An 11,716-nucleotide genomic window follows, 5' to 3' on the forward strand; every position below is an offset into this window, starting at 1 on the left:
GGCAAGGTCAGGCGACCGCGTCGACCGCATGGGCGGCAAGCAGGGCGGGCAGGTCTTCCATGCGCTGGAAGATCACCTGTGCACCCGCCGCACGCAGGGCCTCCGGCGTACTGTGGTGCGGACCGCCTTCACTGAAGCCGAACACGGTTGCGCCAGCGGCCACACCGGCCGTTGCACCGGTAACAGTGTCCTCGATCACCGCGCAACGCTTCGGGTCCACGCCCAGCGCAGCGGCGGCGGCCAGATAGACATCCGGATGCGGCTTGGTGTGCGGCATGTCCTGGCCGCTGAACACGTGGGCCCCGAAGGCATCAAGGATGCCGACCTTGCCCAGCTGCAGCTTCACCTTGTGCAGATCGGCGCCGGACGCGCATGCAATCCGGCCGTCGGTGAGCGCCGCGATCGCACGCACCGCCTCGGGCGCACCCTGGATCGCAACCAGGTCACGTTCCAACGCGCGGTTGCGCTGCTGGCGGAACTCTTCCAGCCATTCCTCGGTGAACGGCTTGCCGGTGCGTTCTTCGATCAGGCCGGCCAGATGGGCCACGGACTGGCCCAGGAACACCTCACCGGCCTGCGCCGGGGTCAGCGGCCAGCCGCGCTCGGTCAGCATTTCCGAAAGCACGCGGGCGACCAGCGGCTCGGAATCAACGAGTACGCCATCGCAGTCGAACAGCACGGCATCGAAGGGGAAACGGGACATCTACAGCTCCTTGAAACAACAGCCATGGGGGCGATCAGCGGGTATTTTCCCACGGTGGAGACGGAACGAACGCCTCGACCAGCGCATCCACTGCGGCACGCACCTTGGGAGCAAGGTCGCGGGTGGTAGGCCAGAGCGCATGCAGGGGCGCGCCCGCGCTACCCGAGGCAGGGAATACGGCCACCAGTGCGCCGCTGCGCAGCGCGTCCCCCACCAGCCAGGTGGTCGCTTCTGCAATGCCCAGCCCGGCCAGCAATGCGCTACGCAGCGCATCGCCGTCACTGATGCGGTGGCGCCCTTCAATGCGGTGCTGGACAAGCCCGCCGGAGCCGTCCGGCACCGTCCAGGGCAGCGCGTGCCCCTGCCGACCGAAGGTGATGCAGTCGTGTCCGGCAAGATCCTCGGCGCGCACCGGGACGCCACGTGCCGCCAGGTATCCGGGTGCAGCGCATATCACGGCATGCTGGCGGCCGAGCGCCCGGGCAGAGAGCGAGCTGCTGTCGTCAAGCGGCCCCAGGCGGACGGCCAGATCGACGTTTTCCTCGAGCAGATCAACCCTGCGGTCGGTGAAGCTGACATCGAGCTGCAGCCGCGAATGGCGCTGCGCCAGTCCGATCAGTACCGGCATCACCCAGCGCTGCCCGAACGCTACCGGCAGGCTGACCCGCAACAGGCCGGAAACCTCCTGCCGCCGCGACGCTGCGTTGGATTCGGCTTCGTCCAGTTCGGCCAGGATGCGCCGGCAGACCTGGTAGAACTCGGCGCCCTCGACAGTGAGCGCCAGCCTGCGCGTGGTGCGATCCAGCAACCGGGTGCCCAGTCGCCGCTCCAGCGTGGCCACACTCTTGCCAACGGCCGATTTGCTCAGCCCCATGCGCAGACCGGCTGCGGTGAAGCTGCCGGCGTCCACGGCCTGGACGAACACACTGATGCCCTGCAGGCGCGCCGCACTGTAGCTGGTCATATGCGTCAATTGGGGAATTTATGGATTCAGTGTATCGACAATATCCCGTCACTGAACACATCCATGCGTCAATAGACTTTCCTGGCGCACTTCCGCGCGCCAATGAGTGATTTCCCATGTCTGTTTCGACCATGAAGGTCTGGGAGCTCGATGCCCCGGGCCTTGCTCACCTGCGCTGCGTACGGCGCCCCATTCCCAGGCCAGGCCCTGGTGAGGTACTGGTCAAGGTCGGTGCCGTGTCGCTCAACTACCGCGATCGCCTGGTGATCGACGGCGGACTGTTGTCCGGTCCGCTGCCACACCCGTTTGTTCCCGCTTCGGACATGGCCGGCGTCATTGTCGAAACCGGAAGCCCAGCGCGACGCTTCAGCGTTGGCCAGCGGGTGATGGGCAATTTCTGGACGCAGTGGCTCGATGGCGCGCCTCCGCCCGAGATGCTGCAGCACGGACTGTCCCTGGGCGGTCCGCTGCCGGGCGTGCTGGCGGAGTATGTGGTGCTGCCGGAGGACGTGGCAGTCGCTACGCCCCCCTCGTTGTCTGACCTGCAGGCCAGCACGTTGCCGGTGGCGGCGCTGACGGCCTGGTTTGCACTGGTCGAGGCCGGCCAACTCGCTCCTGGCCAGACCGTGCTTGTGCAGGGTACCGGTGGTGTTTCCTTGTTCGGGCTGCAGTTCGCCCAGCGGCTGGGAGCCCGGGTAATCGTGACTTCACGCAGTGGCAGCAAGCTTGCCCTTGCAGAACGGCTGGGTGCATGGGCGTCGATCAACACGCGGCAACATCCTGCATGGGGCGCGCGAGCGATGGAGCTGAGCGGAGGGCAGGGCGTCGATCATGTGCTTGAGCTGCTCGGAGGCGGCAACCTCGCCCAGAGCGTGGAGGCGCTCGCAGTGGGCGGGCACATCCTGCAGATCGGCTTCCTCGAGGATCCCGACCTGCACATGCCGGCGGTTCCTCTCATGCTGCGCCGCGCGACGCTGAAGGGGGTTTCGGTTGGCCATCGCCAGGCCTTCGAGGCGATGAACGTCTTCATCGAACGCGAGCGCCTGCAGCCTGTCATCGACAGCGTGCATTCGTTCGCCGGCCTGCCTGCGGCACTGGCAGCACTGCAGCAGGGGCCGTTCGGCAAAGTGGTGGTGCAGGTGGCAGAGCACTGAATCCAACTGCGCCGTACCTGTCCAGGCGAAGTGCGCCTGTGCGGCCGGAATCGCGACCGCACGGGCGTCCTGGCAGCTCAGCTCAGCTCAGATCACAGCCCGCCGGCTGCGGCCAGGTGGTGGCCGGCAGCATGTTCTTCAGCGAAGCGGGCGCGTTGATCGCCACATAGCTGGCGCCCAGCAGCTCCTCCAGGTCGGCGATGGTCACCAGGTAGCTGTCCAGGCTGCCCAGGTTCGCTTCATTCGGGATGATCCAGCTGATCGCCTTGGCGGTGCCGGTGTTCGGGTCGCGGGTGATGATCGTCTTCCAGAAGAACTCCGGCGTGGGAATGCCGTGGCTGGCAAGGAAGTAATCGTTGGACGCGTCGCCATAGACCACGCCGCCGTAGACATCCACCGGCGCGATGTCGCGGTAGCACTCGGCCACGTTTTCGGCCTTCACCCAGACGCCCTGATTGAAGCTGGAAACCTGCGGAACGATGTTGGTCATGTAGTTGGCGCGACGGATGTAGGTCGCGTTGTAGTCCATGTGGTTGGAGGTCACCAGATGGCCGCGGTCATAGCCGCTGCGGATGCTGGCATACGACGCGGTGCTGTTCTGGCCGAGGCAGCCGGCCGGCAGGTCCGGGTCTTTGTAGAAGCTGGACGGGCGCGCGGCGGAGCCGGTGTCGGCGGTGAGCGTGTATTCGTAGCGGGTGGCGCTGTGGATGCTGCAGTCGTAGGTGAGCACGAAGCCGCCCTTGTTGAGGGTGACGACCTGGGCCTGGGCGGCACCGGCGAAGGTACTGAGGACGAACGCGAAGAAGAAACCTGCAAGGCGCATTGCGATTCTCCAGCAGAAGTTCAGAGCGCAGCCGTCCGCTACGACCGGGCCGGAGCGAGGTCATGTGAGGACACTGCGTAGTCGGGTAGTGCGGAATGCGTGGGACGTGACCGCGATGACAGGGCCGCGGAGGCCGTGCGGTGTCGTAAGCGTCACAAGCTGTCGTCTTTCGGTCAATGGCGAAACGACGAAGCTGTGACAGCGCGCAAGCACTGGAGATGTGTCAGATCATGCGGCGCGTGGATGAAACGCAGGCGTGCTAGGACATCGCGCTGCCTGTAGCGATGGTCAGGGGTTCGTCTTCAACACGTAGTCGCCCTTGCGTGTTCCCGGCACCAGCGACCATCCCGGCTTCAGGCTCAGCGACCACCCCGGCCCCTCCAGTGGCGGTTCAGCACTTGCCGGGGCCTGCACGAATACGACCTTCCAGTCGCTCTGCAGCAACGCACCGTCGGTGACATCCAGGCTGCCCCAGATGTCGGACAGCCGCATTGCTGGATACACCATGCCTTGGCCTGGCAACGGCTGCATGGTGTTGGGATCGAACTGGATGCGCATGTTGCGCAGATCCAGGCGCACGACCGGGCCTGTCACGAAGCGCGCACGGTTGTGTTCCAGCTGCGCAAGGCGCTGCTGTTCGCGCAGCGTTTCGGCTTCGTGCAGCTCCGGCCCGTCATAGCGCGCGGCAGCCGCTCCCAGCGCGGTCGCGTCCAGCTGCAATGGGGCCTGCGTCACTTCGGCCAGACGCGTGCCGAGATCGCGAGCCTGGTGGGCGAGGTCGCCGCGCCAGCCAGGTGCCGCCTGGTCCAGCAGCAGGCCATAGGCCGGGCCGGTGGCATAGGCGAAAGAGCGGACGAAGCTGCGATCACCCACGTGTGCGCGAAGGTCATGCAGTGCCGCCTGGATACGTGTCGACGGCGTCGGATTGCCGACGAACACGCCGGTGTACTCGGCCAGGCCCTCGTTCAATTCCAGCGCCGCTTCTTCCTGCGCGGCCGCAGGGAACCGGCGGTAGCGCTCGGCGCGGAATGCGAGTGCGTCCGTCATCGCAGTGTGCTGCGCTACTGCATCGGTGGATTCGAGTGCGTCCGCAAGCGCGCGCCATTCCAGTTGCAGCCAGTAGCGTCCTTCAAGCGTGTCGAGGTGTTCGTTTCCACCTTCCGCCGGCGCGATGATGGGCAGCGCCGGCTGCAGGCGATGGAACATTTCGTGAGCCAGCAGCGTGCTGCGTCGGGACGCGTCCTGCGGCAATGGCCAGAGCAGCTGCGTCCAGCGTATGCCGGACCAGTCCACGGCGGTGTTGGCGACGATCGCATCAGATGGAAGCTGGCCTGCGAACACATCGCCGCGCTGCTTCAGCGCACCATGTGCGTCTGCCTGCGAGGCGATGACCTGCCGGCTCTTTGGATCCACCAGCATCATCGGCCCGCACAGGGATTGACCCCACAATCGACCCCGGTCTCCGTTGCAGAGCTGTTCGGCGCGCCGGAAGACCTCGCGGGCCGCCGCATCGGAGAACGCCTGCTCGTTGGCCATCACGGTTCGTTGCGCACATAGCGCCAGTACAGCGAAGAGCAGGAAGCGTGACCTCATGACGTCCATTCATCCTTGGGGCCCAGCTCTCATAGCATCGATCCCATAGGCCGGCAATGCAGCAAACGTCATGTTGCGTCGCAAGGTGCCACCCACCATTCGCACTGGTACGGTCCAACCCGTTGCACCACCACCGACGGGACAGACGACGATGCGCAAGGTATTGCTGCTGTTGATCCTGCTGACCGGACTGGCGCCCACCGCCTGGGCCGCCACGGTCAAGACCACCCACCGGACCATTCCCAGCTGGGATGGAACGCCTCTCGGGGCCTTCGTCATCGAACCGCAGGACGCGGGCAGCGGGCGCTATCCACTGCTGGTGATGCCCAGCAGCTGGGCGGTACCCAGCGTGGAGTATGTGGGGGTGGCGCAGTCGCTGGCGCGGCGCGGCTATGTGGTGATCAGCTACAGCTCGCGGGGTTTCTGGGAGTCCGGCGGCAGCATCGACATCGCAGGGCCAGCCACGGTCGAAGATGTCAGCGCCCTGATTGATTGGGCGCTGGACAACACCCGCGCCGATCCGGCCCGGATCGGCGTTTCGGGCATCTCCTACGGCGCAGGCACCAGCCTGCTGGCGGCGGCGCGCGATCCACGCATCAAGGCCGTGGCGGCGCTGAGTGGCTGGGCCGATCTGCAGGCCTCGCTGTACAGCAACGACACCCCCAGCGCGCAGGGCATCGCCTTGCTGGTGGCAGCCGGCCTGGCCACCGGCCGCCCGGGACCGGAACTGACGACCATCAATCGCAATGTACTGGTCGGCAACTACCAGGGCGCGGTGGATTCGCTGTTGCCGGTGGCGGCGCAGCGCAGCCCCGGGTCCAGCATCGATGAGATCAACGCCAACCAGCCAGCGGTGTTCCTCGCCAACGCCTTCAACGACAGCCTGTTCCCGCCGGGCCAGCTGGTCGATTTCTTCACCCGGTTGAAAGGCCCCAAGCAGTTGCAGCTGCGCCATGGCGATCATGCGCTCAACGAAGCCTTTGGCGCTCTGGGTGTTCCCAACGAGGTCTACGATTCGGTGGGCGACTGGTTCGACCATTACCTCAAGGGTGAAGCCAATGGCATCGACCGCCAGCCTGCAGTACAGCTGAAATCGCAGAAGGGCAGCTGGAGTACCTATCCGAACTGGGAGGCGACCAATGCCGGCGCTGTCAGCTATGCGCTGAGCGCACCCAAAGGACTTCTGCTGCCCACGGGCGGCCTCGTCGCGAGCGGCAGCAGCACCGGCTGGAGTTACCGGATCGGAAGCGGGCTGCTGACCGCCGCCAATTCCGGCGTGGCGATGGCCTCCGGTGCATTGCAGATGATCAACCTGCCGCCCGGTGCCTATGTGCCCTTCGTGGGCCGCAACGCCGCAGGTGTCTGGCAGGGGCCGATCCAGTGGAGTGCGCAGCGCCTGGATGGAACGCCGGAGGTACGCTTGACCGTCACGCCCAGCCGCGCCAACACCACGCTGTACGCCTACCTGTACGCCGAGGATGTGCTGGGCAACGGCCAGCTGATCAGCCACAAGCCCTATACGCTGCGTGGTGCCACGCCGGGGCAGGCGAAGACCATCGACCTGCGGTTGGAAGCCAGCAGCTGGAACCTTCCGGCCGGCAGCCGCCTGACCCTGGTGGTGGACACCGTGGACCTGCGGTATGCGGGCATCAGCCAGCTGGGTGGCACGGTGACTTTCAGTTCGCCGGCCAATGCACCTTCGGTGTTGAAGGTGCCGCTGCATTGATGGAAGGCCGCGCCCGTTGCGGCGGGCGCGGTACGCCAGGCAGTAGAACTGCGAGACTGGCGTTTGTTCCGGGGACGGGAAGAATCCATGGTCATTGCTTGGCTGTTGCTCGGTGCAGCGCTTGCGGCACCTAACGCGCAAGGCGCGCCGATCGACGGGTCGGATACGCTGTTGAAGGATCTGGACGCTGCCGACGCCGCCATGCGCGGCAGCCATCCGGGCGCCGTGGACCTGCGCAATCCTGGTTTCGGCGCACAGCTGGACGATGCCCTGGCGCTTGCACGCTCGCGCGCCGAACGGGTCGCCAGCTACCCGGGCTACTGGTGGGCGATGAAGGGCTATGCGGCCTCCTTCAACGATGGGCATGTCAGCCTCAACGCGCTTGCCGATGCTCCCGATCTTCCAACGCAGTGGCCGGGCTTCCTGACCGGCTTCGACGGCGATGCGCAGGTGGTCATGACCGTGGATGGTGGTCCGGGCCATCCGCCGCTGGGCGCGCAATTGCTGTCGTGTGACGGCATTGATGCGCAGACGCTGGCTGTACGCCGGGTGGGTGACTTCAGCGGTCGCTGGAACCTGCAGGCCAGCCGCATCCAGGGTGGTGGTGAAGTGCTGCTAGAACAGGGCAATCCATACGTGCCTGCATTGCGTACCTGCGTTTTCCAGGTGGGCGGACGCGAGACATCCTATGCACTGCGGTGGCACCCGCTGCAGGCAGCACAGCGCAAGGAGCGCTTGGCTGATACCCGGCGCAGCTTCCGTCCCCCCAACGGCTGGCACGCGATGCCCGATGGCAGTTACTGGATCACCACCAGCAGCTTCAATGCCGACCCTTCGGAGCAGAACTTCAAGGAACTGACCGCGCTGCTTGAGCAGCTTGAACCGCAAGCCGAAGGGCTGCAGCAGGCACCGACGGTGGTGCTGGACGTGCGTGGCAACACTGGCGGTGCTTCGCAATGGAGCATCGAGCTGGCGCGATTGATCTGGGGCCGGGCCGCTGTCGACGCGCTGCCCGACCGCAGCTGGGTAGAGTGGCGGACCTCGGAGGGCAACATCGCCCGGCTTCGCGGCTTCCTGCAGAAGCTGGAACAGGCGCCCGACGCGTCGCCTGAGCTGCGTCGCATGCTGGAATCGGTGACGGCAGGCATGGCGCAGGCTCGCGGCCGGGGTGAGGCTTTGTGGCGCGAGCCATCCGAGGCCAGCGCAGATCCAGCATCCGCCCCAAGCCAGGCCGGACCTGTGCGCAAGGGCAGGGTCCTGGTTGTGGCCGATGCTTCCTGTGGCTCGGCCTGCCTGGATGCATTGGACCTCTGGAAGCGGCTGGGCGCGGTGCAGGTGGGCGTCGAGACCTCCGCCGACAGTCTGTACATGGATGTGCGGCCGGAGCGGTTGCCCAGCGGGCTGGCCAGGATCTCGGTGCCGATGAAGGTGTTCCGTGGGCGGGTACGTGGTTCGAATGAACCGCACGTGCCCGATCATCGCTATATGGGCGACATGCGCGACACCCGGGCGCTGGAAGCGTGGCTGCTGACGCTGTAAGTGCGCGCAGGACCTCGTGCAGGGCTGAATTCCGCAGGAGAGGATCGCATGAACATCCCGCCACCCAGTGCTGCCAGGCCGCCATCGCGGGCAGGAGCCTTCCGTCGTTGGATGCTGACACCCGGTGCATTGCTCGGCGTGGCGCTGCTGATGTACATGGTCGGCGTACGTGTGCCGCTGGCCAGGCTGAGCGGCCTGTAGGGCGGAGCGAGATCAGCGCCGGACGTCGAACTGGTCACTCTCCAGCAGCGCCCAGACCTCGGCCTCGCACACGGGACTGAAGTCTCCGGGAATGGAGTGCTTCAGCGCACCTGCCGCCAGACCGAAGCGCACGGTGCTCTCTGCATCGAACCCGGACGCCAGCCCGTGCAGGATGCCTGCCGCGAATGCATCGCCGCCGCCGATGCGATCAACGATACCGGGCAATGGCCGCGAGGGGGCCTGCGCACGGGTACCGTCGCGTCCCAACAGCAGCGCGCCCAGGATGTGATGGTCTGCACTCACCACGTCGCGCTGGGTGCAGGCCAGCCACTGCAGGTGCGGGAGGGCCGCGAACGCGGCCGCTGCAGCCGCCTCGGTCCGCGCGATGGGGCTGTCCTCGGCGAAGCGCAGTCCCAGCACCAGTTCGATATCGCGATGGTCGGCAAGGACGATATCCGCCTCTGCGAACAGTTCCCGCAGGATGGCGGCGGCGTTGCCGCCCCAGCGCTGCCAGAGCGAAGGTCGGTAGTTGCCGTCGAAGGACACACGCACGCCTGACCTGCGTGCGGCCCGTGCAGCGCTCAAGACGGATTCGGCCACATTGGCACCCAGTGCCGGACTGACGCCGGAGAGGTGCAGCCACTGCGCATCACGCAACAGCGTTGGCCAATCATGGTCGGCAAGGGCAGTGTTGGCGAATGCCGAACCCGCCCGGTCATACACCACTTCACTGGCGCGCTGCAGCGCGCCGGTGGCCAGGAAATACAGGCCCATGCGGTCAGCCTCCACTTCACGCACACCTGCCACGCCCACACCATGCCGCCGCAGCTCGGCCACAGCATGCCGGCCCAGCGCGTTGCCGGGCACCGTACTGACCATCTGCACATCGTGGCCGAAACAGGCCAGTGAGACTGCCACATTGGCCTCGGCGCCCCCCACGTGGACCTGCAGCTGCGGTGTCTGCAGCAGCAGTTCACGACCGGGTGCGCCCAGGCGCAGCAGCAGTTCACCGAAACAAACGACGCGGCTCATCGGTTCTCTCTCACTCGGTGGGGGTGCAGCCCAGCATGCGCAGATCGATGGCATCGGCCATGCGCCGGTAGCCTTCGTCATTGGGATGCAGATGGTCGCGGGTGATGTCGTTGGGCAACGATTCCACGGCCTTCGGGTCACGCAGCGCGGCATCGAAATCGATGATGCCATCGAACCCGGTCTTCCCACCGCGTGCCCACTGGTTGATCGAGGTGCGGGTCGCTGCGGACACGGGCTCGTAGCGCTCGGAACCACCGAATGGGGTCAACGTACCCAGCCAGGCGCGGATGCCGTGCGCATGCAGTCGCGCTGCAACCTGCTGATAGCCCAGCAGCATGTCCGCCGCACTGCGTCCAGGCAGCGGCTGCGTGCCACCACCGTGGCGGATGTCATTGATGCCCTCGAACAGGATGACCTGATCGGCATCGGCCACCGCGATCACATCGCGATCCAATCGTGACAGGGCGCTGTGGCTGCGGCCATGGTCAAGCAGCTTGTTGCCGCTGATGCCCTGATTGAGTACCACGAACCGGTTCGGGCAGGCTTGCTGCAGGCGCTGCGCCAATCGCTCCGGCCACTGGTTGAAGGTTCCGCGACGGGCGGTGGCACCTTCCGTGATGGAATCGCCGAGTGCCACGATCACCTGGGGACGATCAGCGCGCTGCACCATCACGGCCGAGAACACGTTCTGCTGGTAGCTCAGCCGCACGCTGTCGGCAACCGATGTCTGCCTGCCGTCCGCTACCCGCACTTCGGTGCGGCGCACCGCCGGGCGGGTCGGTTGCGGAAAGTAGGCCGTCACGCTGATCTCCTGCAGCGGCGTCACCGGCATCGGTACCGGGTCGCTCAGCAGCGCGGCACCCACCGGCACCTCGATGACCGCGCGGCCATCCACCGTTACCGGCAGAGGAGCGGACGTGCCGTTTTTCACTCCTGCGCGCAGGTCCTCGACCCGTAACGGCGCCGTGCCGAGTTCGTTGCTGATGCGCAGCCGCAACGCGTCGCCACGGCTGCCGATGCGCATGTCCTGGCGCACGGTCTGCGCGGCGAACTGTACGGGGGCCTCGGCGGTGCCATCCTTGCGGTCCGGTGCCGGCGAGGCGGTCCACGCGGTGACCCAGACCGGTGCGGCCAACGCGCCGGGCGCAGCTGCGGCGGAACAGATCGTCAATGAAAGCAGGAGCGTCCAGCGCTGCATGGTCAGGATTCCAGTCAGGAGAAGTAGGTGCCGCCGTTGACGTCCAGATTCGCACCGGTGATGAACGCCGCCGCATCCGAGGCCAGGAATACCGCAGCGTCGGCGGCTTCGTCCGGTGCCCCTTGGCGGCGCAGCGGGGTAGCGCCAGCAACGGCCGTGCGTACTTCCGGCTTGGTGAACTCGTCATGGAAACGGGTGGCGATCATGCCGCAGCACAGTGCATTCACGCGGATGCCCTTCGGCCCCAGCTCCTTGGCCATGGCACGGGTGAAGGTCATTACTGCCGCCTTGGCGGTGGCGTAGATCGATGCGCCCGGGCCGCCGCCATCACGACCTGCCTGAGAGGCGAAGTTGACGATGGCTGCGCCGTCGCGCATGTGTGGCACCACCGCGTGCGTGGTCAGGTAGGTCGAGGTCAGATTCAGGTCCATCACGGCGTGGAAGAACGCCGGGTCGATGTCAGCTAGCGGCCGACGCTGCACCATGCCACCGGCCACGTTCACCAGCAGGTCGATACGCTCGCCGAACGCGGCCTGTACCGCAGCGACCAGGCCGGCCACGGCGGCGGCATCGGTGACGTCGGCGCGATGCACGATGGCCTGGCCACCGGCCGCCTGGATCTTTGCCAGCGTTTCCTGGGCACTGGCTTCATCATGGGCGTAGTTGATGCAGACGCGTGCACCGGCGGCAGCCAGTTTGATCGAAACGGCGCGGCCGATATCGCGGCCACCACCGGTGACAATGGCCACCTTGTCCTGGAACGACATGCGGAAAACTCCTTGG

The 11,716-nt window shown here is 66.3% G+C and carries 11 protein-coding genes; 4 read left to right on the forward strand and 7 right to left on the reverse strand.

The window, feature by feature from the left end:
• Positions 1-7 precede the first annotated feature (7 nt).
• Both QRO95_RS06805 and QRO95_RS06810 read right to left on the reverse strand, forming a co-directional pair.
• Entirely contained in the window at positions 8-703 is a 696-nt protein-coding gene (locus QRO95_RS06805; RefSeq protein ID WP_285302056.1) for an HAD family phosphatase, read from the reverse strand.
• 34 nt (positions 704-737) lie between these two features.
• Positions 738-1,667 carry a LysR substrate-binding domain-containing protein gene (locus QRO95_RS06810; RefSeq protein ID WP_049401502.1) on the reverse strand — a complete coding sequence of 310 codons (930 nt, stop codon included), beginning with the start codon at positions 1,665-1,667 and terminating at the stop codon, positions 738-740.
• 116 nt (positions 1,668-1,783) lie between these two features.
• Here QRO95_RS06810 and QRO95_RS06815 point away from each other — a divergent pair, with 116 nt between their 5' ends.
• Positions 1,784-2,821, forward strand: coding sequence for an NAD(P)-dependent alcohol dehydrogenase (locus tag QRO95_RS06815; RefSeq protein ID WP_285302058.1), 1,038 nt, complete (start codon positions 1,784-1,786; stop codon positions 2,819-2,821).
• An 82-nt stretch (positions 2,822-2,903) separates the two neighbouring features.
• Here the strand turns inward: QRO95_RS06815 and QRO95_RS06820 are convergent, their stop codons facing one another.
• Positions 2,904-3,644: a DNA/RNA non-specific endonuclease gene (locus tag QRO95_RS06820; protein ID WP_164079510.1), complete on the reverse strand. Its 741-nt coding sequence runs from the start codon at positions 3,642-3,644 to the stop codon at positions 2,904-2,906.
• A gap of 288 nt (positions 3,645-3,932) precedes the next feature.
• Positions 3,933-5,237: a hypothetical protein gene (locus QRO95_RS06825; RefSeq protein ID WP_404830337.1), complete on the reverse strand. Its 1,305-nt coding sequence runs from the start codon at positions 5,235-5,237 to the stop codon at positions 3,933-3,935.
• Positions 5,238-5,388: 151 nt separating this feature from the next.
• Here QRO95_RS06825 and QRO95_RS06830 point away from each other — a divergent pair, with 151 nt between their 5' ends.
• The 3 genes from QRO95_RS06830 (at position 5,389) to QRO95_RS06840 (ending at position 8,703) form a co-directional block, all read left to right on the forward strand.
• Positions 5,389-6,963 (forward strand): alpha/beta fold hydrolase, encoded by a 1,575-nt coding sequence (locus QRO95_RS06830; protein WP_032127239.1) that lies wholly within the window; start codon positions 5,389-5,391, stop codon positions 6,961-6,963.
• Between the two features lie 87 nt (positions 6,964-7,050).
• Positions 7,051-8,502: a S41 family peptidase gene (locus QRO95_RS06835; protein WP_285302060.1), complete on the forward strand. Its 1,452-nt coding sequence runs from the start codon at positions 7,051-7,053 to the stop codon at positions 8,500-8,502.
• Positions 8,503-8,550: 48 nt separating this feature from the next.
• Positions 8,551-8,703: a hypothetical protein gene (locus QRO95_RS06840; protein WP_157805904.1), complete on the forward strand. Its 153-nt coding sequence runs from the start codon at positions 8,551-8,553 to the stop codon at positions 8,701-8,703.
• A 12-nt stretch (positions 8,704-8,715) separates the two neighbouring features.
• Here the strand turns inward: QRO95_RS06840 and QRO95_RS06845 are convergent, their stop codons facing one another.
• From QRO95_RS06845 to QRO95_RS06855, 3 genes are read right to left on the reverse strand one after another with little or no spacing between them, the layout of a single operon-like run.
• Positions 8,716-9,735 (reverse strand): sugar kinase, encoded by a 1,020-nt coding sequence (locus QRO95_RS06845; RefSeq protein ID WP_285302061.1) that lies wholly within the window; start codon positions 9,733-9,735, stop codon positions 8,716-8,718.
• A gap of 10 nt (positions 9,736-9,745) precedes the next feature.
• Complete coding sequence (locus tag QRO95_RS06850; protein ID WP_285302062.1) at positions 9,746-10,933, reverse strand: GDSL-type esterase/lipase family protein; 1,188 nt, start codon at positions 10,931-10,933, stop codon at positions 9,746-9,748.
• Between the two features lie 14 nt (positions 10,934-10,947).
• The gene (locus QRO95_RS06855) at positions 10,948-11,700 is read right to left on the reverse strand and encodes an SDR family NAD(P)-dependent oxidoreductase (RefSeq protein ID WP_180837175.1); all 753 of its coding nucleotides are present in this window, start codon (positions 11,698-11,700) and stop codon (positions 10,948-10,950) included.
• Positions 11,701-11,716: the final 16 nt, after the last annotated feature.

The sequence above is a fragment of the Stenotrophomonas maltophilia group sp. Smal13 genome (assembly GCF_030236855.1).
Lineage (GTDB): Bacteria > Pseudomonadota > Gammaproteobacteria > Xanthomonadales > Xanthomonadaceae > Stenotrophomonas > Stenotrophomonas maltophilia_A.

What these genes read in the sequence shown, in the direction of transcription:
- QRO95_RS06840 (WP_157805904.1), top strand. Translation starts at nt 8,551, where the DNA reads ATGAACATCCCGCCACCCAGTGCTGCCAGGCCGCCATCGCGGGCAGGA.
- QRO95_RS06835 (WP_285302060.1), top strand. Translation starts at nt 7,051, where the DNA reads ATGGTCATTGCTTGGCTGTTGCTCGGTGCAGCGCTTGCGGCACCTAAC.
- QRO95_RS06820 (WP_164079510.1), bottom strand. Translation starts at nt 3,644, where the DNA reads ATGCGCCTTGCAGGTTTCTTCTTCGCGTTCGTCCTCAGTACCTTCGCC.
- QRO95_RS06830 (WP_032127239.1), top strand. Translation starts at nt 5,389, where the DNA reads ATGCGCAAGGTATTGCTGCTGTTGATCCTGCTGACCGGACTGGCGCCC.
- QRO95_RS06810 (WP_049401502.1), bottom strand. Translation starts at nt 1,667, where the DNA reads ATGACCAGCTACAGTGCGGCGCGCCTGCAGGGCATCAGTGTGTTCGTC.
- QRO95_RS06825 (WP_404830337.1), bottom strand. Translation starts at nt 5,237, where the DNA reads ATGAGGTCACGCTTCCTGCTCTTCGCTGTACTGGCGCTATGTGCGCAA.
- QRO95_RS06845 (WP_285302061.1), bottom strand. Translation starts at nt 9,735, where the DNA reads ATGAGCCGCGTCGTTTGTTTCGGTGAACTGCTGCTGCGCCTGGGCGCA.
- QRO95_RS06850 (WP_285302062.1), bottom strand. Translation starts at nt 10,933, where the DNA reads ATGCAGCGCTGGACGCTCCTGCTTTCATTGACGATCTGTTCCGCCGCA.
- QRO95_RS06815 (WP_285302058.1), top strand. Translation starts at nt 1,784, where the DNA reads ATGTCTGTTTCGACCATGAAGGTCTGGGAGCTCGATGCCCCGGGCCTT.
- QRO95_RS06805 (WP_285302056.1), bottom strand. Translation starts at nt 703, where the DNA reads ATGTCCCGTTTCCCCTTCGATGCCGTGCTGTTCGACTGCGATGGCGTA.
- QRO95_RS06855 (WP_180837175.1), bottom strand. Translation starts at nt 11,700, where the DNA reads ATGTCGTTCCAGGACAAGGTGGCCATTGTCACCGGTGGTGGCCGCGAT.